We start from the raw sequence: 15,417 nt of genomic DNA, 5'->3' as shown, positions 1-15,417 counted from the left end.
TTAAGGTGGTCTTTGTAACTTTACTCAACAATTAAAAAAACATAAGAATCATGAAAGAAATCACCTCAAAATTCGACAAAGTATTAAATGCATCTGCTGAATATGGAAATGTAAATCATGAACCCGATTCAAGCAAAGAACAACAACTTAACACACCGAAAAAATCGATGCCCTTTTCTGATCAGATCGGAAATTATCAACGCAATAAAGGTATTCCACCAAAATCATATAAAGACAGTAAAATCTACATCGTCGGAAGCGGTATAGCAGGGATGTCTGCAGCCTACTATTTTATCCGAGATGGTCATGTTCCTGCTGAAAACATCACATTCCTTGAACAGCTCCATGTGGAAGGCGGCTCGTTAGATGGCGCCGGTAATGCAACCGACGGCTATGTCATCCGCGGTGGTAGGGAAATGGATATGACCTACGAAAATCTTTGGGATATGTTTCAGGACATTCCTGCATTGGAAATGCCTGCCCCCTACAGTGTTCTGGACGAGTACCGTTTGATCAATGACAACGACTCCAACTACTCCAAAGCAAGGCTTATTCATAAACTTGGTGAGATAAAAGACTTCAGCAAGTTTGGATTGGGCAAAATGGATCAGCTGGCCATCATTCGATTGCTCCTCAAAAATAAAGAAGATTTAGATGACTTAACCATCGAAGACTACTTCAGCGAGTCATTTTTATCCAGCAATTTCTGGACCTTCTGGCGTACCATGTTCGCTTTCGAAAACTGGCATAGTTTACTTGAGCTGAAATTGTACATGCACCGCTTTTTACATGCGATAGACGGATTGAATGATCTTTCATCACTCGTATTCCCGAAATACAATCAATACGACACCTTTGTGACCCCTTTGCGCAAAGTACTCCAAAGCAAAGGTGTAAACATTCGATTCAATGTGTTAGTCAAAGACTTGGATATCCAAAGCAATACCGATGGAAAAGTTGTGGAGGCCCTGATTACAGAACAAGACGGTAAAGAGGTAAAAATTCCAATCGGAAAAGACGACTTCGTCATTGTGACAACTGGATCAATGACAGAAGATACCTTCTACGGCGACAACAAAAATGCACCGATCATCGCTATCGACAACAGCAGCAGCGGTCAAAGTGCAGGCTGGAAACTCTGGAAAAATCTGGCTGCCAAATCCGCCATCTTTGGTAAACCCGAAAAGTTCTGCAGTAACATCGAAAAATCAGCATGGGAGTCTGCGACCCTGACATGTAAACCTTCGGCTTTAGTCGAAAAACTAAAAGAATATTCTGTCAATGACCCTTATTCCGGCAAAACAGTCACTGGCGGTATTATTACCATTACCGATTCTGATTGGCTGATGAGTTTCACCTGTAATAGACAGCCACATTTCCCTGGCCAACCGGATGATGTTCTTGTCTTATGGGTATATGCCTTATTTATGGATAAAGAAGGAAATTACATCAAAAAGCCAATGCCACAATGTACTGGAGATGAAATTTTAGCCGAACTATGTCACCATTTGGGCATTATTGATCAACTGGACGATGTTATCAAAAATACGATTGTACGTACGACATTTATGCCTTACATCACCTCGATGTTTATGCCAAGAGCAAAAGGCGACCGTCCGAGAGTCGTACCTGAAGGATGTAAAAACCTGGGCTTGATCGGTCAGTTTGTCGAAACCAACAATGACGTTGTCTTTACCATGGAAAGCTCGGTACGTACCGCACGTATTGCGGTATACGAACTGCTGAACTTAAACAAGCAGGTTCCGGATATTAATCCCCTACAATACGACATCCGCCATCTTTTGAAAGCAGCCAAAACATTAAATGATGACAAACCATTTGTGGGCGAAGGCTTACTACGTAAAATGCTAAAAGGCACTTATTTTGAACATATCCTGCCTATCGGTTCTGAGGAACAAGAAGACCATGAATCTTTCCTGACAGAGCAGATCACCAAATTCAAAGATTGGTTAAAAGGAATTAAAGGATAGGGATCACAACCTGCGCCATGATTCCGTGGCGCAGATTTTTACGAATTGAAAAAACAATAACATCATGGACTTTAAAAATATAACGATAGCTGGCAGTGGGGTTTTAGGCTATCAAATCGCTTTCCAAACAGCATTTCATGGCTATCATGTCACTGTATACGACATCAACGACGATGTATTAAAAAAAGCAGCAGCAAAATTTGATATTTTGGCGCAGGCATTCGAGAAAGATCTTCATGCGAGTAAAGAACAACTGGCTTCAACCTTTGACAGGCTAAGTTATAGTTCAGATCTGGCCGCGGCGGTAGCAAACGCAGATCTTCTTATCGAAGCCGTTCCCGAAAACCCAGCCATTAAAATTGGCTTCTATCAGGAGTTAGCGAAAGTGGCTCCGGAGAAAACCATTTTTGCCACAAACTCCTCAACCTTGCTACCAAGTCAATTTGCCCAAGAAACCGGCCGTCCAGAGAAGTTCCTGGCGCTACATTTTGCCAATGAAATCTGGAAGCACAATACAGCAGAAATTATGGGCCATCCGGGTACAGACAAAACTGTATTTGAGCAGGTTGTAAACTTTGCAAAATCCATTGGCATGGTTGCCCTCCCGCTGCACAAGGAGCAGCCTGGCTATATTGTAAACTCCTTACTTGTCCCATTACTTTCGGCGGCAACAGATCTTTTGGTCAACGAAGTGGCGGATGCCCAAACGATCGACAAAACCTGGATGGTTGCCACTGGGGCGCCAACAGGCCCCTTCGGCATACTCGATATCGTTGGCATCACAACAGCTTATAATATCAATAAAATGAGCGCCGATGCAACAAATGATCCCTTAAAGATCAAAACAGTGGCCTATCTCAAAGAGCATTTTATAGACAAAAACAAATTGGGCGTCGCTACTGGGGAAGGGTTCTATACCTATCCCAATCCGGCCTATCAATCGCCCGACTTTTTAAAGTAGGTCTCTTCATAAACACTAAATCGTCGCAGGTGGAGCGGTGACGATTTAGTGTTTATGCTTATTTCAATCCGCTTCCTTCTTTCACTCATTCGCATATACTCCGTTCAACCATGCAAAAGTTGAACGATGCTGTCCATTCAATACCGGTTTGCTGATACCCATTGTTTTAAGGATGGCATCAAATGCTTCACCGATCATCAAATCATCACGATTGCTAAAAAGTGAAACCACAAGGTCTTTCTGTACATCGATATATACGATATGATGAAACCCGGTAGATTCACCTGAATGAAACAGGATTTTATGGCCTGCATTTTTTTGAATAAACCATCCGAAATGATACGCTATTCCATCCTTTACCGGGTAGGCCATTTGATCGAACAATTGCTCCAGTCCCGGCTGTATTAACCGATCTTTTACCAAAAAATTGGCCCATGTATGATATTCATCCGCAGATAGATAAACACCCCCATCCCCCTGTGTCGCACTTGTCACACTCTGATCGGCAAACAGGTAGGAGCCTTCTGTCGGATGATAACCGTAGACTCGTTCATCAACCGTCGTGCCCGGTTCATATACCAATCCCTTGCTAATGCCTATGGGTTCAAACAAGTGATTTTTGACAAAGGAAGCAAAGGATTTTTTTGCAACATGCTCGACAATCAGCGATAAAAGACAATAGCCTGTATTGCTATAGCGAAATTGACTTCCCGAAGGGAAATATAAACGATCAGTCTGCCGGATATACTTCAGCACATCCTTATCCGATACCTGATCTTTCCTTTCTTTCGGTATAAGCTCTTCATAGTCCCAGATTCCGGATGTATGTTGCAGAAGCTGTGCTACAGTAATACCTTTCAGCGCGACTGGCAGATCTTTAAAAAAAAGGGACAATGGGTCGTCTAGTTTTAAACGCTTTTGAATCACTAAGGTATATATCGCCTGTGCAGTCACCTGTTTGCTTACCGATGCCAGGCGAAAATGTGAGCTGGATGTGATTGCACGCTTTTCCTTCAAATCTGCACGTCCAATTGCATAACGATAAATAAGACGACCATTTTGGCTAACTGCACAGCTAATCCCCGGAGCTGCCGGGTCCTTATAATAGCCTGCAATGGTGCTATCCAATTTTGATTTATCCATTTTTTGTCCCATAACAACACTTGTTACACAGATCAAAATAAAACTCAGTTTTAGGTTTATCATATTTTATACAGTACATTTCGGTTTATATTGTCAGCCTCCTGAAAGGCACAGCGTATTAAATCAATTTGATCTTATTGCTTTTCAAAAATGTACCCTTCAAAAATCGAAATTTTCTTGCAATGCGCGGGTGTTTTTATTGATTTTTATTTATTTCTTTTAATTTTGCTTTCATGCTTCATTTCTCATGAAGCCGAACTGATCCGGAATCCTTCCCTCAGTTCTTCATTAAAAAATCACGACAGACTATGTTTTTTATTTTCAGTATCTACGACTTTGTATTAGCAGAAAAAACGGTAACCGCAACCTTAAAAAAAGAAAACGCGCCAAGAAATTTCACCTTGCAGATTATTACGCCAGCCCGTCGGTTTATAGGCCTACCTTTTGGCGGTGGATTTGTCAAACTTTCCAGACTTTACGACGAACAGGGTAAATTGATTCACGCACGGAATTATTCAGATGAATTAAAAGCAGAGATCAAAGCGTTCAAAAGTCAGTATAGCATCCCCTATTTTCAGTTATGGAAAGGATTTCTAATTGTCACTGCGGCAATCCTTATCTGGGCAGTCATTTATGGGGTAAAGAATAAATTGGGAAATCAACAACGGGAAAAAGAAGTTGGTCAGATGATTGATAATTTGAAGCAACTAAAGGCAGGCCAGCTTTATGGCGCTACTTTTTTTACCGATCAGGATGGTAACAGTATAAATGGACTTCCTGCAGGTTGGATAAAAATAGATAAAATCGTGGGCGACACTGTTTTTATACATCGTTCAAAGCAGCTCGACACAAATTCGGCACTTTTTGACATGAAGAACATTGCTTCGTTCAGGCCCCAATCGACCGATGAATGGCAGGAAAAAACGGAAAAAATGGATTTAAATCTATTGAAAAAACAGCTCGAGGATGCTGCGACAAAAAAAGTCGATCTGCTCTATATCGGTAAAGACCACGAGAAATATTCAGGTGTTATATTGACGATAAAAGGTAGCGAGTAATCCTTGTTCCCTGCTAAAACCAAGGTATTGACTTTTCAGCGCAGACAGATCATGCGGCTAGATCCATACTTAAAAAACTCAAGATCGGACGTTTTAAGCAGCGGCCGATCTTGAGTCTCTATTTTTAGTACTGAATTTTTTCTTTTAGTACTGGATGTTTTCGTCAATATCGTATTTCATGCCTGAATAGTGCAGCAACCTTCGCATCAAGGCAATCTGACCGGCCAGATAATCTTCCCGTCCGATACACATCCCTATGAAATTTAGCTTGTCCTCCTCAATAAAAGGGATATTCATATTAATCTTAAATAGTTCAGCCAGCTGCGTATCGTCCACTTGCAGCAAAGCAGCATAGACTTTCGGAGATATCGATTTAAAATTTTCTTTTAATTCCTGCACACTGGGATAGTGATAACTTTCATCGAGTGTCTTTCCCATAAAAAATAGCTCATGGTAAGGATCATTTTCCTGAAGCCCAAGAACATGTGCCATTGCATAACGCACATTTACAAAATTACCCGCCATCCATACGATATGGTTGGTCTGTCCATCAATTCGTTTTAATGCATCTTCTTCCGAAACGCCATCCAACGCATTCAGAAAAATTTGACTGTGCATGCGATAAGCAGGAATGATGATTTCTAATTTTAATGATTTCGGTTTATCCATTTCGTTTTGATTTTTTTTAATACTAAATAACTGATTTACACTAAAATTACACGTTTCAATAGCGATTACACTTGTCGTAGGACAAGAAATAAAAATGAACAAAATTGATAGATCATTGCGAAATAAATTCTAAATTTCTACTAAATTGACATTCTATCTTTACCACATGAAGATTTTGATCATAGAAGACGAATTGGAGCTGGCCAAAAGCATCGCTACGTACCTTAGCGAACAACACTATTTATGCGAATTTGCGCCAACTTTGCAGGATGCTCTGGACAAAATTCAGTTATACCAGTATGACTGTATCTTACTGGACATCGGCCTACCAGATGGAAATGGTCTGAAACTACTCGAAGAGTTGAAGACGCAGCGAAAGCAGGACGGTGTGATCATCATTTCTGCAAAAAATGCATTGGACGACAAAATCCATGGACTACAACTGGGGGCCGACGATTATCTGACCAAACCTTTCCATTTATCTGAACTCACAGCACGAATCTATTCCTTGATCCGTCGCAAACAATTCAATAGCTCAAATATTGTTGTGCAAAATGAAATACAGATTGATCTACTTGCAAAAACTGTTGTCGTCAATGATCTTCCTGTTGTATTGACAAAAAAAGAGTTCGATCTGCTGATGTTTTTTATTGGCAACAAAAATAAAGTAATTTCAAAAAGTACCTTAGCAGAACACTTGTCCGGCGACATTGCTGATATGCTCGATAACCATGACTTTGTCTATGCTCATGTCAAAAATTTAAAAAAGAAACTACAGGACGCCGGAAGTCAATCCTATATCAAAACGGTATACGGTACGGGCTACAAATGGGAAAATTAAAATAGTGAGATGAAACCCCTACTGAGCAAAATAACGACCCCATTTCTACTCTATGTATTGATTGTACTAGGTGTCAGTATTCCTGTTTATTATTTTGTAATCGACGGGATATGGAAAAGTGAATTAGACGAACATAACGAAATTATCGTCAAAAAAACAACCTACGAACTGAACAGTTTAAAACTCTCCGAAGACAAGCTCGAAGCCAGCATCGCTTTATGGAATAACATACAACCTGAAACCAATATACATCGCGTAAAACCGGGCGATTTATTGCAAGATAGCGTATATACCATCGAAAAACCGCAGCCTTTTGTCGAGCCAAAGACAATTGACCGATTTAGATGCCTATCATCTGTTATTCAGATCAACGGTGCACCTTATCGTTTTACCGTACAAACAAATATTGAGGAATCCGTAGAGACTATTGCCGCTATCGCCGCAACGACCCTGTTTTTCTTTGTTATCTTGGTCATTGGTCTACTTTTTATCTCCAGAAAAATATCACTTAGGCTCTGGAAACCATTTCGAGATACCGTTGATAAATTGAAGGCATTTAATCTCAATAGTCAACAACAGGTTGACTTTCAGCAAACGGACACCATAGAGTTCTACGAGCTTAATCAATCCTTATCCAAACTTCTTGAAAAAAACCTGGCCGTATACCGATCACAAAAGGAATTCACTGAAAATGCTTCCCATGAATTGCAAACACCCTTGGCAATCCTAAAAAATAAGCTAGATATCTTATTACAGTATCCTGATCTAAGCGATGAGCAGTACCAGCTCTTTGAAGATATGCATAAAGCGCTTTCACGTAGCACGCGAATCAACCGCAACCTGCTGCTGCTCGCAAAGATTGACAACAGTCAATTCGATCATTCCGAAAAAATCAGCATGGACTCGCTTGTTACACAAAGTATTGAAGTCATGCAAGAACATTTGGAGCTAAAACAGCTACGACTGCAACAGGAGATCCAACCGTCGGTGCTGCTGACAGGAAACAGCAGTCTGACCGAAATTCTGATCAACAACCTACTCCTGAACGCCATACGTTACAGCAATGCCAATGATACAATTGCTGTACATCTCAATCAAACTTCTTTAACGGTATATAACCCCGGTTCAATGCCCTTAGATAAAATACTTTTATTCAAACGGTTTTCCAAACTTTCGAAAAACAGCCAAGGCAGCGGTTTAGGATTGGCAATTATTACCGAAATCGCCCGGTATCAAGGCTGGACTGTTGATTATCAATTTGAAAATAATCAACATATTTTTTCCATTCATTTTTAAAATTCCAAAAGTAGTCCTATTCTACGATCAATAACAGACATTGGGTAAGTGATGTCATCGCAGGACCGTGTAGAAAGTTTTATTTGCATATCCGTGTAAATTTAGCGTAGTTTGATACATTTGTAGGGACAATGCATGGATAGCCCATGATTTGGTATCATAGATAAACTTCGATTCATCGAAGTTTTTAACGTTTTTCTTTATATGAAGATTCTCCTAGTCGAAGATGACGTACGTGTCGCAGGATTGATCAAACGCGGACTTGATGAAAATGAATTTCAAACAGCTATTGCCTACGACGGCATATCTGGAAAGAAAATGGCCTTACAACACGACTTTGATCTTATCATAACCGATATCGTACTCCCCAAGATGGATGGATTGGATCTCTGCAAAGAAATTCGTCATCTCAAACCCGATGTCCCCATTATCATGTTAACAGCATTAGGAACTACAGACGATAAAATTGAGGGGTTTGACGCCGGAGCGGATGACTATCTGGTCAAACCTTTTGAAATGCGCGAACTCCTAGCCCGCATCAGAGTCCTGCTCAAAAGATATCAAAAACAAGATACACTCACGGGAACAATTTTGCGTTATGGAGACCTGGAAATGAACCTCCATACCAAAAGCGTCAAAAGGAATACTGTCGAAATCCATTTGACCCCCAAAGAGTTCAAGTTACTCCATTATTTATTGCAGAATCCCGAGCGTGTCCTTTCCAGAATGGAAATTGCTGAAAAAGTGTGGGAAACGCATTTCGACACCGGAACCAACTTCATTGATGTTTACATCAACTATCTACGTAAAAAAATCGACAAAGATTTTGCGACCAGATATATCCATACCAAATCCGGAATGGGCTTTATTCTAAAACAAGACTAATGCGAATCAGGACACGAATCTCCATATTGTTCACGCTGATTACAGCCACCATATTGCTGGTATTTGCCTGTACAGTATATTTTTCAGCGGTGGAGAATCGGGAAAGAGAATTTTACGCCCTATTGAAAAAAGAAGCTTACACCAAAGCAAACCTTTTTTTGAATGCAAAAGTCGACAAAAAGACCTTAGAAGATATCTACCACAACAACCGAAAAATCCTCAACGAAGTCGAGGTGGCAATTTACGACACCCGTTTTGACCTCTTGTATCATGATGCCGTAGATATCGACTTTGTCAAAGAGACACCAGCCATGCTGCAGGATATTCTCAAAAATAAAGAAATACGATTTTATCAGGAAAAATGGCAGGTCATCGGCATAACCTTTCCGTACAAAGACAAAACTTACATCATCACAGCCGCAGCTTATGATCAATACGGCTACAATAAACTGAATAGTCTATTATCTACCATTCTTTTGGTTTTCATTTTGTCTATATTTCTGATCTATGCAGCAGGAATATTCTTTTCCAAAAAGGTCTTTCAACCTATCCTGGAAATGACACAACGTGTAAAAACCATTTCTGCGACAAGTTTGGATGCCAGGCTTACGAGTAGCGGAAATAAAGACGAGCTTTCCGAATTGGCCAGCACATTCAATGCGATGCTTGACCGCCTCGAGAACTCCTTTGATGCCCAAAAGCATTTTGTCTCCAATATCTCGCATGAGCTAAGAACCCCCTTGGCCGCCATGATTGCAGAACTCGAGATTTCTGCCAATAAGGACCGTAGCATAGTGGAGTATAAAACTGTCATCGACAATACGCTCAATGATGCACAGAAACTGAAGAAGTTATTTAATAGCTTACTTGATTTTGCCAAAGCAAGTTACGACAGCTCAGAAATCGCGTTTAAAACCTTACGTATAGACGAACTACTAATTGATGCATGCCAGCAGGTTCTTCAGTCAAGTCCAAATTATAAACTCGACATTTTTGTCGATCCGGCGATTGAAGATGAAAAACTTCTATCCATCAATGCAAATGAGTATCTATTGCAGGTCGCCTTTGTCAACCTCATTGAAAATGCCTGTAAATTTTCACCCAATCAAAAATGCCTAATCGCTATCAAGGCGGATGAAAATAGGATTCAGCTGGAATTTAAAGATGACGGAATAGGCATTGACCCGGTCGATCTGCCCAATATATTCACGCCATTCTATCGTGGAAGCAACAAAGATTATAGCGAGGGAAATGGTATCGGTTTATCGCTTACCCGAAAAATCGTGCTTCTCCATCAAGGCGAGATCAGCGTCCGCTCGGCAAAAGGCGTTGGAAGTGTTTTTAGCATTGATATCTCACATCGTTCCCTATCCTGATAGCATGCTATTTTTTTTTAAGTCTCCTTAACCAGCATATTGTGGTAAAGGAAAAATGTAGCACTGTCAGCTAAGCAGGAGAAATTCTGTTTTTTCTCAACTTTTTATACATGCTTTTCAAGGAAGGCGAAATCAGTATCAGCAAAAGTATGCTGATACTGATCATGGACATGATCTCATAATAATCCATGGCATATCGCACAAAGGATTGGATCTTGACCCGCTCAGCAACGAGCTTTAAGGCGGCTGTATGTTCCTTATACTGCAGTCCATGCTGCAAAATGCTGACAGATTCCTGCTGCAGGTACTCCCGAAATAAGGGATTGCCCACTTCCGTTTGGTCCCTAAAAACCTGCTGGTGCTGGGCATAGTCAAACAACTTGAAAAAATTCTGTAAACCGATACTGCTCGTGTAGCCTAGGTATCGGATAGCAAGACAGACCGCAGCCGCAGAAGCCCCCAATTGCGGGCTGACACTGGTAATACAAAATAAAATGGTGGGTACCATAATAAGCCCTACTCCGAGTCCATGTAAAACTAAGGGTATCCAAAAATGCGCATCATTACCCTGCCCCTCAAAGGAGAAAAACATCCATTGGTGAAACAGCAGCAAGCAACAATAGCCCGAAATCCAGATCCATTTTACGGGGCGTTGCCCAAGCATCCAATACAATGAACCTAGAACACCAGCGACAATACCAGCAATATTAAACCACTGGATATAGGATAAATGAATAGGATCAAGTTGAATAACCTGTACGAGATATTGATTTGAGATGGTCAAGGAGAAGCGCTCGATATACATCATGTACAAAATCAATAAGCCCAAGAGAAAGTTCCTGTTTTTAAAAATCGCCAAATGAACATACACACGCCTGAGCACCATTTGCCGAACAATAAAAAGAATAAGCAACGCTAGACCCAACCCGAATATGATCAGCATTTGCTGATCGTTAAACCAATAAACTTCTTGTCCATACACCATTAAATAGCCAAAACTGACGATCACAAGACTATAGAAAATGCAGCTTGCCCAGTCTAATGAAAACAAAGGGTAAGGGCGTATATGCCGTATAGAGCGCATCGACAGCATAATCAACAATAAACCCGGTACAAATGATAAGGCAGCGTATAGATAGAGCTGATCAAAATTGAATGAATCGATAAATTCGGCCGTGACGAAAGTATTAAATGGGGAGCTGCAGAGTAACATGCCGAAAAAGACAGCATAACTTACTTCCTTAGCCCGATCGCTTTTCAACCGTGAGAATATCATGGAGATCGATAAGTTTACGGCAGAAGCAAACAACATCCCTTGGAAAAAGCGCAGACCATATACCCAGCTGATATCGGTGATGCTGTACATCAAAAAGCAATTCAATAGCTGCAGAAGATTAAAAATAATGTAGTACTGCTTGATGGGAAAGTATAAAAAAAAGCGTCGTTCTAAAACGTAGAATCCAACAAAACCAGCATAAAACAAAATGATCAGAAACTGGACATCACTGGGTTGGGCACCGTAAAATCCAGCGGTGACATTTGTATTTGCACCTGGCAGGAAAAATAAGACCATACTCGGCATCAAGCTGCTAAACAGGATAAGCTTGATCAACCACTCCGGTACCCATTCTTTAAAAATTCCTTTCACTAGTTCTGCTTTTTTGATACCGACACATTCACATTCATTCCCGAAAGAAGCTGTTGCGCTCCCCTTTGCTTATCCAGCTCAATGCGCACAGGTACGCGTTGTACAATCTTCACAAAGTTGCCCGTTGCATTATCTGGTGGCAAAAGGGAGAATGCAGATCCTGTAGCCGGGGAGATGGAAATAATTTTTCCATAAAATTTTTGATCCGGATACGCATCAGCCACCACCTCAACCCTATTGCCAAGATGCAAATAACGCAGTTGTGTTTCCTTAAAATTAGCCGTTACCCAGGTTGGGGTTTCTCTATTGACGATAAAGCCTAAAACTTCGCCAGCACTTATCATTTGACCTTTTTCAATCGTGCGTTTGCCAATCTGACCATCGTAAGGTGCACGAATAACGGTATAGCCGACATCAAGCCGTTTGCGGCCGACAGCTGCTGTTAAACGAACACGTTCGGCATCAACCACACCTTTTTTCATATCCACATCATGCACACGCTCCTGTGAAGCCTGTAATTTATGCTTTAACGAAGCCAGCTCACTCTTATACACATCCAACGTCGCTTTTACATCCTCCAGTTGCTGTGCCGTTGCAGACTTTTCCTGAAACAAATAATTATATCGATCATATTCCAACTGTTGCTTGGTTACCCGAGCCTCCCCGGCAGCAATTGAGGTCCGTAAAGATTCATGTTCCGCCTGGAGAATTTCCTTTTGACTATGAAGAACATTGATCTCTGCAGCTTCCTTATTAACGGATGCCGCTACCTGATCAGCCTCATATTTATATTCTTTATTATCTATAAGCAACAAGGTATCACCCCGTTTAACCAATTGATGATCGTGATAATGCACAGAAACCACATATCCGCCTACCCGGGAAACAATGGGATTGATATACTGTGTTACCTGTGCATCATTTGTGTAGGTATACCGCAGTCGCATCCATAATGCTTGTGCGCCCCATAACAACAAGGCCAACAAGACAATTCCGGCCAACCAGTTGGTGATTCGAGTGAGTTGTGCCTCCACAACTGTTCTTCGTGATTTAGGTTTCATTAGATAGTACCCTTCAAAAATTCGATAAAATAATAATGTTTCTGTATCGCAATATGTGCGGTTTCAAGATCAAAAAGTGTTTTTAGGTATTGCATATCAGCATCTAAGAGATCCGTAATCAAAGCCGATGATTTAAAATACCTGTTTTTTATAATCCGTGCATTTTCTTGCGCCAACGCCTTATTGTTTTGACAGACGTCCTGCTGCTTAATAGCCAATTGATAATCCAACAGGGCCTGTAACAGCTGATTTTCCAGAATCTCCTCCTCATGATGGTGTTTTACCTCTTGTCGATCCAATGCGATCTGTGCTCCGCGCACCACGTTTTTATTGAGATAGATAGCCGAGATCGGTATGCTTAATTTGAGCCCTGTGATACTCAGATTATACCAGCTGGGATTATAGGGATACAAGAAAACCTGTGGATTGGCAAAGGTAAATGTACTGGTCAACCCCAACTCAGGAAGATAATTTGATCGCGCCTGTTTGACCGACAATTTCTTCAAAACAACTTCCTGTTCGGATTTTAGGAGGGAAAAAGCATGGCTTCGCGCTTCGGCAACAAGCGCTTCATAGCTGGGGCTTTCCACTTGAAACTGCTCGGGTAGGGGCACAATCTCCGCTGTAATACCGCCAATAAGCTGCAGCTTCTGATTTGCAGCCTGAATATCATGACCGATCTGCACGAGCAACAGTTCCCGCTTCGAAAGCTCCAACGAAATACGCAAGACGTCACTGTGTAATACCACGCCCGCCTTATACAGATGCTCAATCTCCTTGAGCTGTACCCGTTGATCAGCGATATCCTGCTCAATTAAGGATCGGTTACTATACGACAGTTCCAAATCCAAAAAAAGATTGCAAACCTCCAATTTCGTCTGCGCTGCGGCATTCTTCCAATCGATTCTGGCCAGCTCATTTTCCAATTTTTTGGACTCTATTTTCATTAGGTCCCGATGCCCATTGTAGAGGTTCAGATAAAAATCCAGGCCGCTATCGTACAAGTAGTGAATGATATCATGCTGGGAAGGTTTATTTAAAAGCCCCTGGTCATACACAGGCATATTACTTGCATAACTAGCAGAAGCTCTGGCGGAAATCTTAGGGAGCAACTCCATGCGTTGCTGCTGTACTGCCACCTCAGTTTCTTTGAGCTGCAAATAGGACTGCTCGATGTATTTACTGTTCTGTAGTGCTTTGTCGATCATGTCTTTCAGGGACATGCGCAAAGAATCGAGGGCGAAGGTGTCCGAAATAGCGCATACTAACAATCCCATGGTTAGTATGCCTTTTGCCCAATAGGGAGGAAAAAAGTTCACGTGTGCTATGTAATTTTTTTGCGTTGCAAACTTAGACACTTATTGGAACTTGGATTTCTTCACAAACGCCAATATGTTATGGAAAAAAGACATTTTTTCATCAATTCAAACAAAAAGACCAATATCTGCCAAGAAGTCCTTACAATATCCTTTTTTACAGCACATAAAAAAGGCCTTTCAAATCGTGATTTGAAAGGCCTTTCTCGATGGTATAATAATAGATTATCCGTATAAGGAATCTTCTATTGCATTCCACAGCTGGATTCTTTTTTGTAGCGCAATTTTACTGATCTCTTTCATTTCCGTCCATTTAACCTCATCGTCCTTGGCAAGATCTGTGATCATCTGCATCGCCAACGGTCCATGCTCATCGCCGTCAAGATCAATATGGCGTTGAAAATAATAAATAAAGCTATCCAGATTGGCTGTAGGAAAGTTTGTTTTAATCTCTTCCAAAATAGAGGTAAACATTCCCGGAATAAGGTCTTCACGTCCGAACGTAAAGGCTGCAGCAATTTTATGCACCTCGCCCTCAGCAATCACTTCGAATGTAAAATTCAAAAAGTCTTTGATCCGCTTGTCCAATGTGGTTGTTGCAATGACATCGAATATGTTGTTCGATTTTTTGGCTTGAGCAATAAATTTGTTGACCAGATGAAGGTCGGCACCCATGGCATCCATGGCGTCCAGATACATCTCAAAGTGGCTCAAACGGCGGCCATCAATGTATTCATCCGACTCCTCAGCCAATACAATTTCGTTGATTAGATAGCGTGTTGATGGATGCTCACTCGCAAACCAAGGTAAAGTCGTACAGGTCAATTTAATCTGTAAAGCTTTTAGTAAAGACATAAAATCCCATACAGCGTACACATGCCCTTCTGTAAAAGAACGTAGATTCTTGATCGTTTTGATCTTACGATACAAAGGGTGTTGCAATAATACCTCGCGTTCGGCAGCAATGTATTCGTTAATTTCCGCAATTCTATTCATGGCGCAAAAGTATTGTCTTATCTCTGTTTTTAAAAGTATTTTCGATGAGATTACAGTAACATGATAAATTTTTCGCCCAGCTATCCGCTTCATAACCAAATCACAGCCAACAACGCGCCTCGCTTTTGACCTCCCTATTCCTGTTGTTAGCGCTCATTTACCCTTAAAAACAAAAA

The 15,417-nt window shown here is 41.1% G+C and carries 13 protein-coding genes; 7 read left to right on the top strand and 6 right to left on the bottom strand.

Annotation, left to right across the window (positions count from 1 at the left end):
- Positions 1–50: 50 nt before the first annotated feature.
- Together L1283_RS00670 and L1283_RS00665 are read left to right on the top strand one after the other, a co-directional pair.
- On the top strand, positions 51–1,991 hold the full coding sequence (locus tag L1283_RS00670; RefSeq protein WP_429625625.1) for an oleate hydratase: 1,941 nt from the start codon (positions 51–53) through the stop codon (positions 1,989–1,991).
- A gap of 64 nt (positions 1,992–2,055) precedes the next feature.
- Positions 2,056–2,952 carry a 3-hydroxyacyl-CoA dehydrogenase gene (locus tag L1283_RS00665; protein ID WP_115050007.1) on the top strand — a complete coding sequence of 299 codons (897 nt, stop codon included), beginning with the start codon at positions 2,056–2,058 and terminating at the stop codon, positions 2,950–2,952.
- Positions 2,953–3,033: 81 nt separating this feature from the next.
- Here L1283_RS00665 and L1283_RS00660 read toward each other — a convergent pair whose 3' ends face one another.
- Positions 3,034–4,158, bottom strand: a complete 1,125-nt coding sequence (locus L1283_RS00660) for a serine hydrolase domain-containing protein (protein ID WP_429625624.1) — start codon at positions 4,156–4,158, stop codon at positions 3,034–3,036.
- A gap of 245 nt (positions 4,159–4,403) precedes the next feature.
- Between L1283_RS00660 and L1283_RS00655 the strand changes: the two genes are divergently transcribed.
- Positions 4,404–5,153 carry a hypothetical protein gene (locus L1283_RS00655; protein ID WP_070567022.1) on the top strand — a complete coding sequence of 250 codons (750 nt, stop codon included), beginning with the start codon at positions 4,404–4,406 and terminating at the stop codon, positions 5,151–5,153.
- A gap of 144 nt (positions 5,154–5,297) precedes the next feature.
- On the opposite strand, the gene L1283_RS00650 is transcribed toward L1283_RS00655, so the two are convergent.
- Entirely contained in the window at positions 5,298–5,822 is a 525-nt protein-coding gene (locus tag L1283_RS00650; RefSeq protein WP_088162589.1) for a hypothetical protein, read from the bottom strand.
- Between the two features lie 166 nt (positions 5,823–5,988).
- Between L1283_RS00650 and L1283_RS00645 the strand changes: the two genes are divergently transcribed.
- From L1283_RS00645 to L1283_RS00630, 4 genes are all read left to right on the top strand, one after another.
- Positions 5,989–6,663 carry a response regulator transcription factor gene (locus L1283_RS00645; RefSeq protein ID WP_088162590.1) on the top strand — a complete coding sequence of 225 codons (675 nt, stop codon included), beginning with the start codon at positions 5,989–5,991 and terminating at the stop codon, positions 6,661–6,663.
- Between the two features lie 9 nt (positions 6,664–6,672).
- Positions 6,673–7,959 (top strand): sensor histidine kinase, encoded by a 1,287-nt coding sequence (locus L1283_RS00640; RefSeq protein ID WP_429625623.1) that lies wholly within the window; start codon positions 6,673–6,675, stop codon positions 7,957–7,959.
- 204 nt (positions 7,960–8,163) lie between these two features.
- Positions 8,164–8,844, top strand: coding sequence for a response regulator transcription factor (locus L1283_RS00635; RefSeq protein ID WP_075993860.1), 681 nt, complete (start codon positions 8,164–8,166; stop codon positions 8,842–8,844).
- Complete coding sequence (locus tag L1283_RS00630) at positions 8,844–10,220, top strand: HAMP domain-containing sensor histidine kinase (protein WP_429625622.1); 1,377 nt, start codon at positions 8,844–8,846, stop codon at positions 10,218–10,220. The genes L1283_RS00635 and L1283_RS00630 overlap by 1 nt, the downstream gene beginning before the upstream one ends.
- A 70-nt stretch (positions 10,221–10,290) precedes the next feature.
- On the opposite strand, the gene L1283_RS00625 is transcribed toward L1283_RS00630, so the two are convergent.
- The 4 genes from L1283_RS00625 to L1283_RS00610 all read right to left on the bottom strand — a co-directional run bounded on the left by L1283_RS00625 (position 10,291) and on the right by L1283_RS00610 (position 15,241).
- Positions 10,291–11,868 carry a hypothetical protein gene (locus L1283_RS00625; RefSeq protein ID WP_429625621.1) on the bottom strand — a complete coding sequence of 526 codons (1,578 nt, stop codon included), beginning with the start codon at positions 11,866–11,868 and terminating at the stop codon, positions 10,291–10,293.
- Positions 11,868–12,929: an HlyD family secretion protein gene (locus tag L1283_RS00620; RefSeq protein ID WP_333886487.1), complete on the bottom strand. Its 1,062-nt coding sequence runs from the start codon at positions 12,927–12,929 to the stop codon at positions 11,868–11,870. Before L1283_RS00620 ends, L1283_RS00625 begins: the two co-directional genes overlap by 1 nt.
- On the bottom strand, positions 12,929–14,206 hold the full coding sequence (locus tag L1283_RS00615; protein ID WP_333886485.1) for a TolC family protein: 1,278 nt from the start codon (positions 14,204–14,206) through the stop codon (positions 12,929–12,931). The genes L1283_RS00620 and L1283_RS00615 overlap by 1 nt, the downstream gene beginning before the upstream one ends.
- A gap of 264 nt (positions 14,207–14,470) precedes the next feature.
- Positions 14,471–15,241: a DUF3050 domain-containing protein gene (locus L1283_RS00610; RefSeq protein WP_088162597.1), complete on the bottom strand. Its 771-nt coding sequence runs from the start codon at positions 15,239–15,241 to the stop codon at positions 14,471–14,473.
- Between the last annotated feature and the right edge of the window lie 176 nt (positions 15,242–15,417).

It is taken from the genome of Sphingobacterium sp. HSC-15S19 (assembly GCF_050433745.1).
Classification (GTDB): domain Bacteria; phylum Bacteroidota; class Bacteroidia; order Sphingobacteriales; family Sphingobacteriaceae; genus Sphingobacterium; species Sphingobacterium siyangense.
Note: the sequence above shows the minus strand (reverse complement) of the source record. Positions and strands in the feature narration are given on the sequence as shown.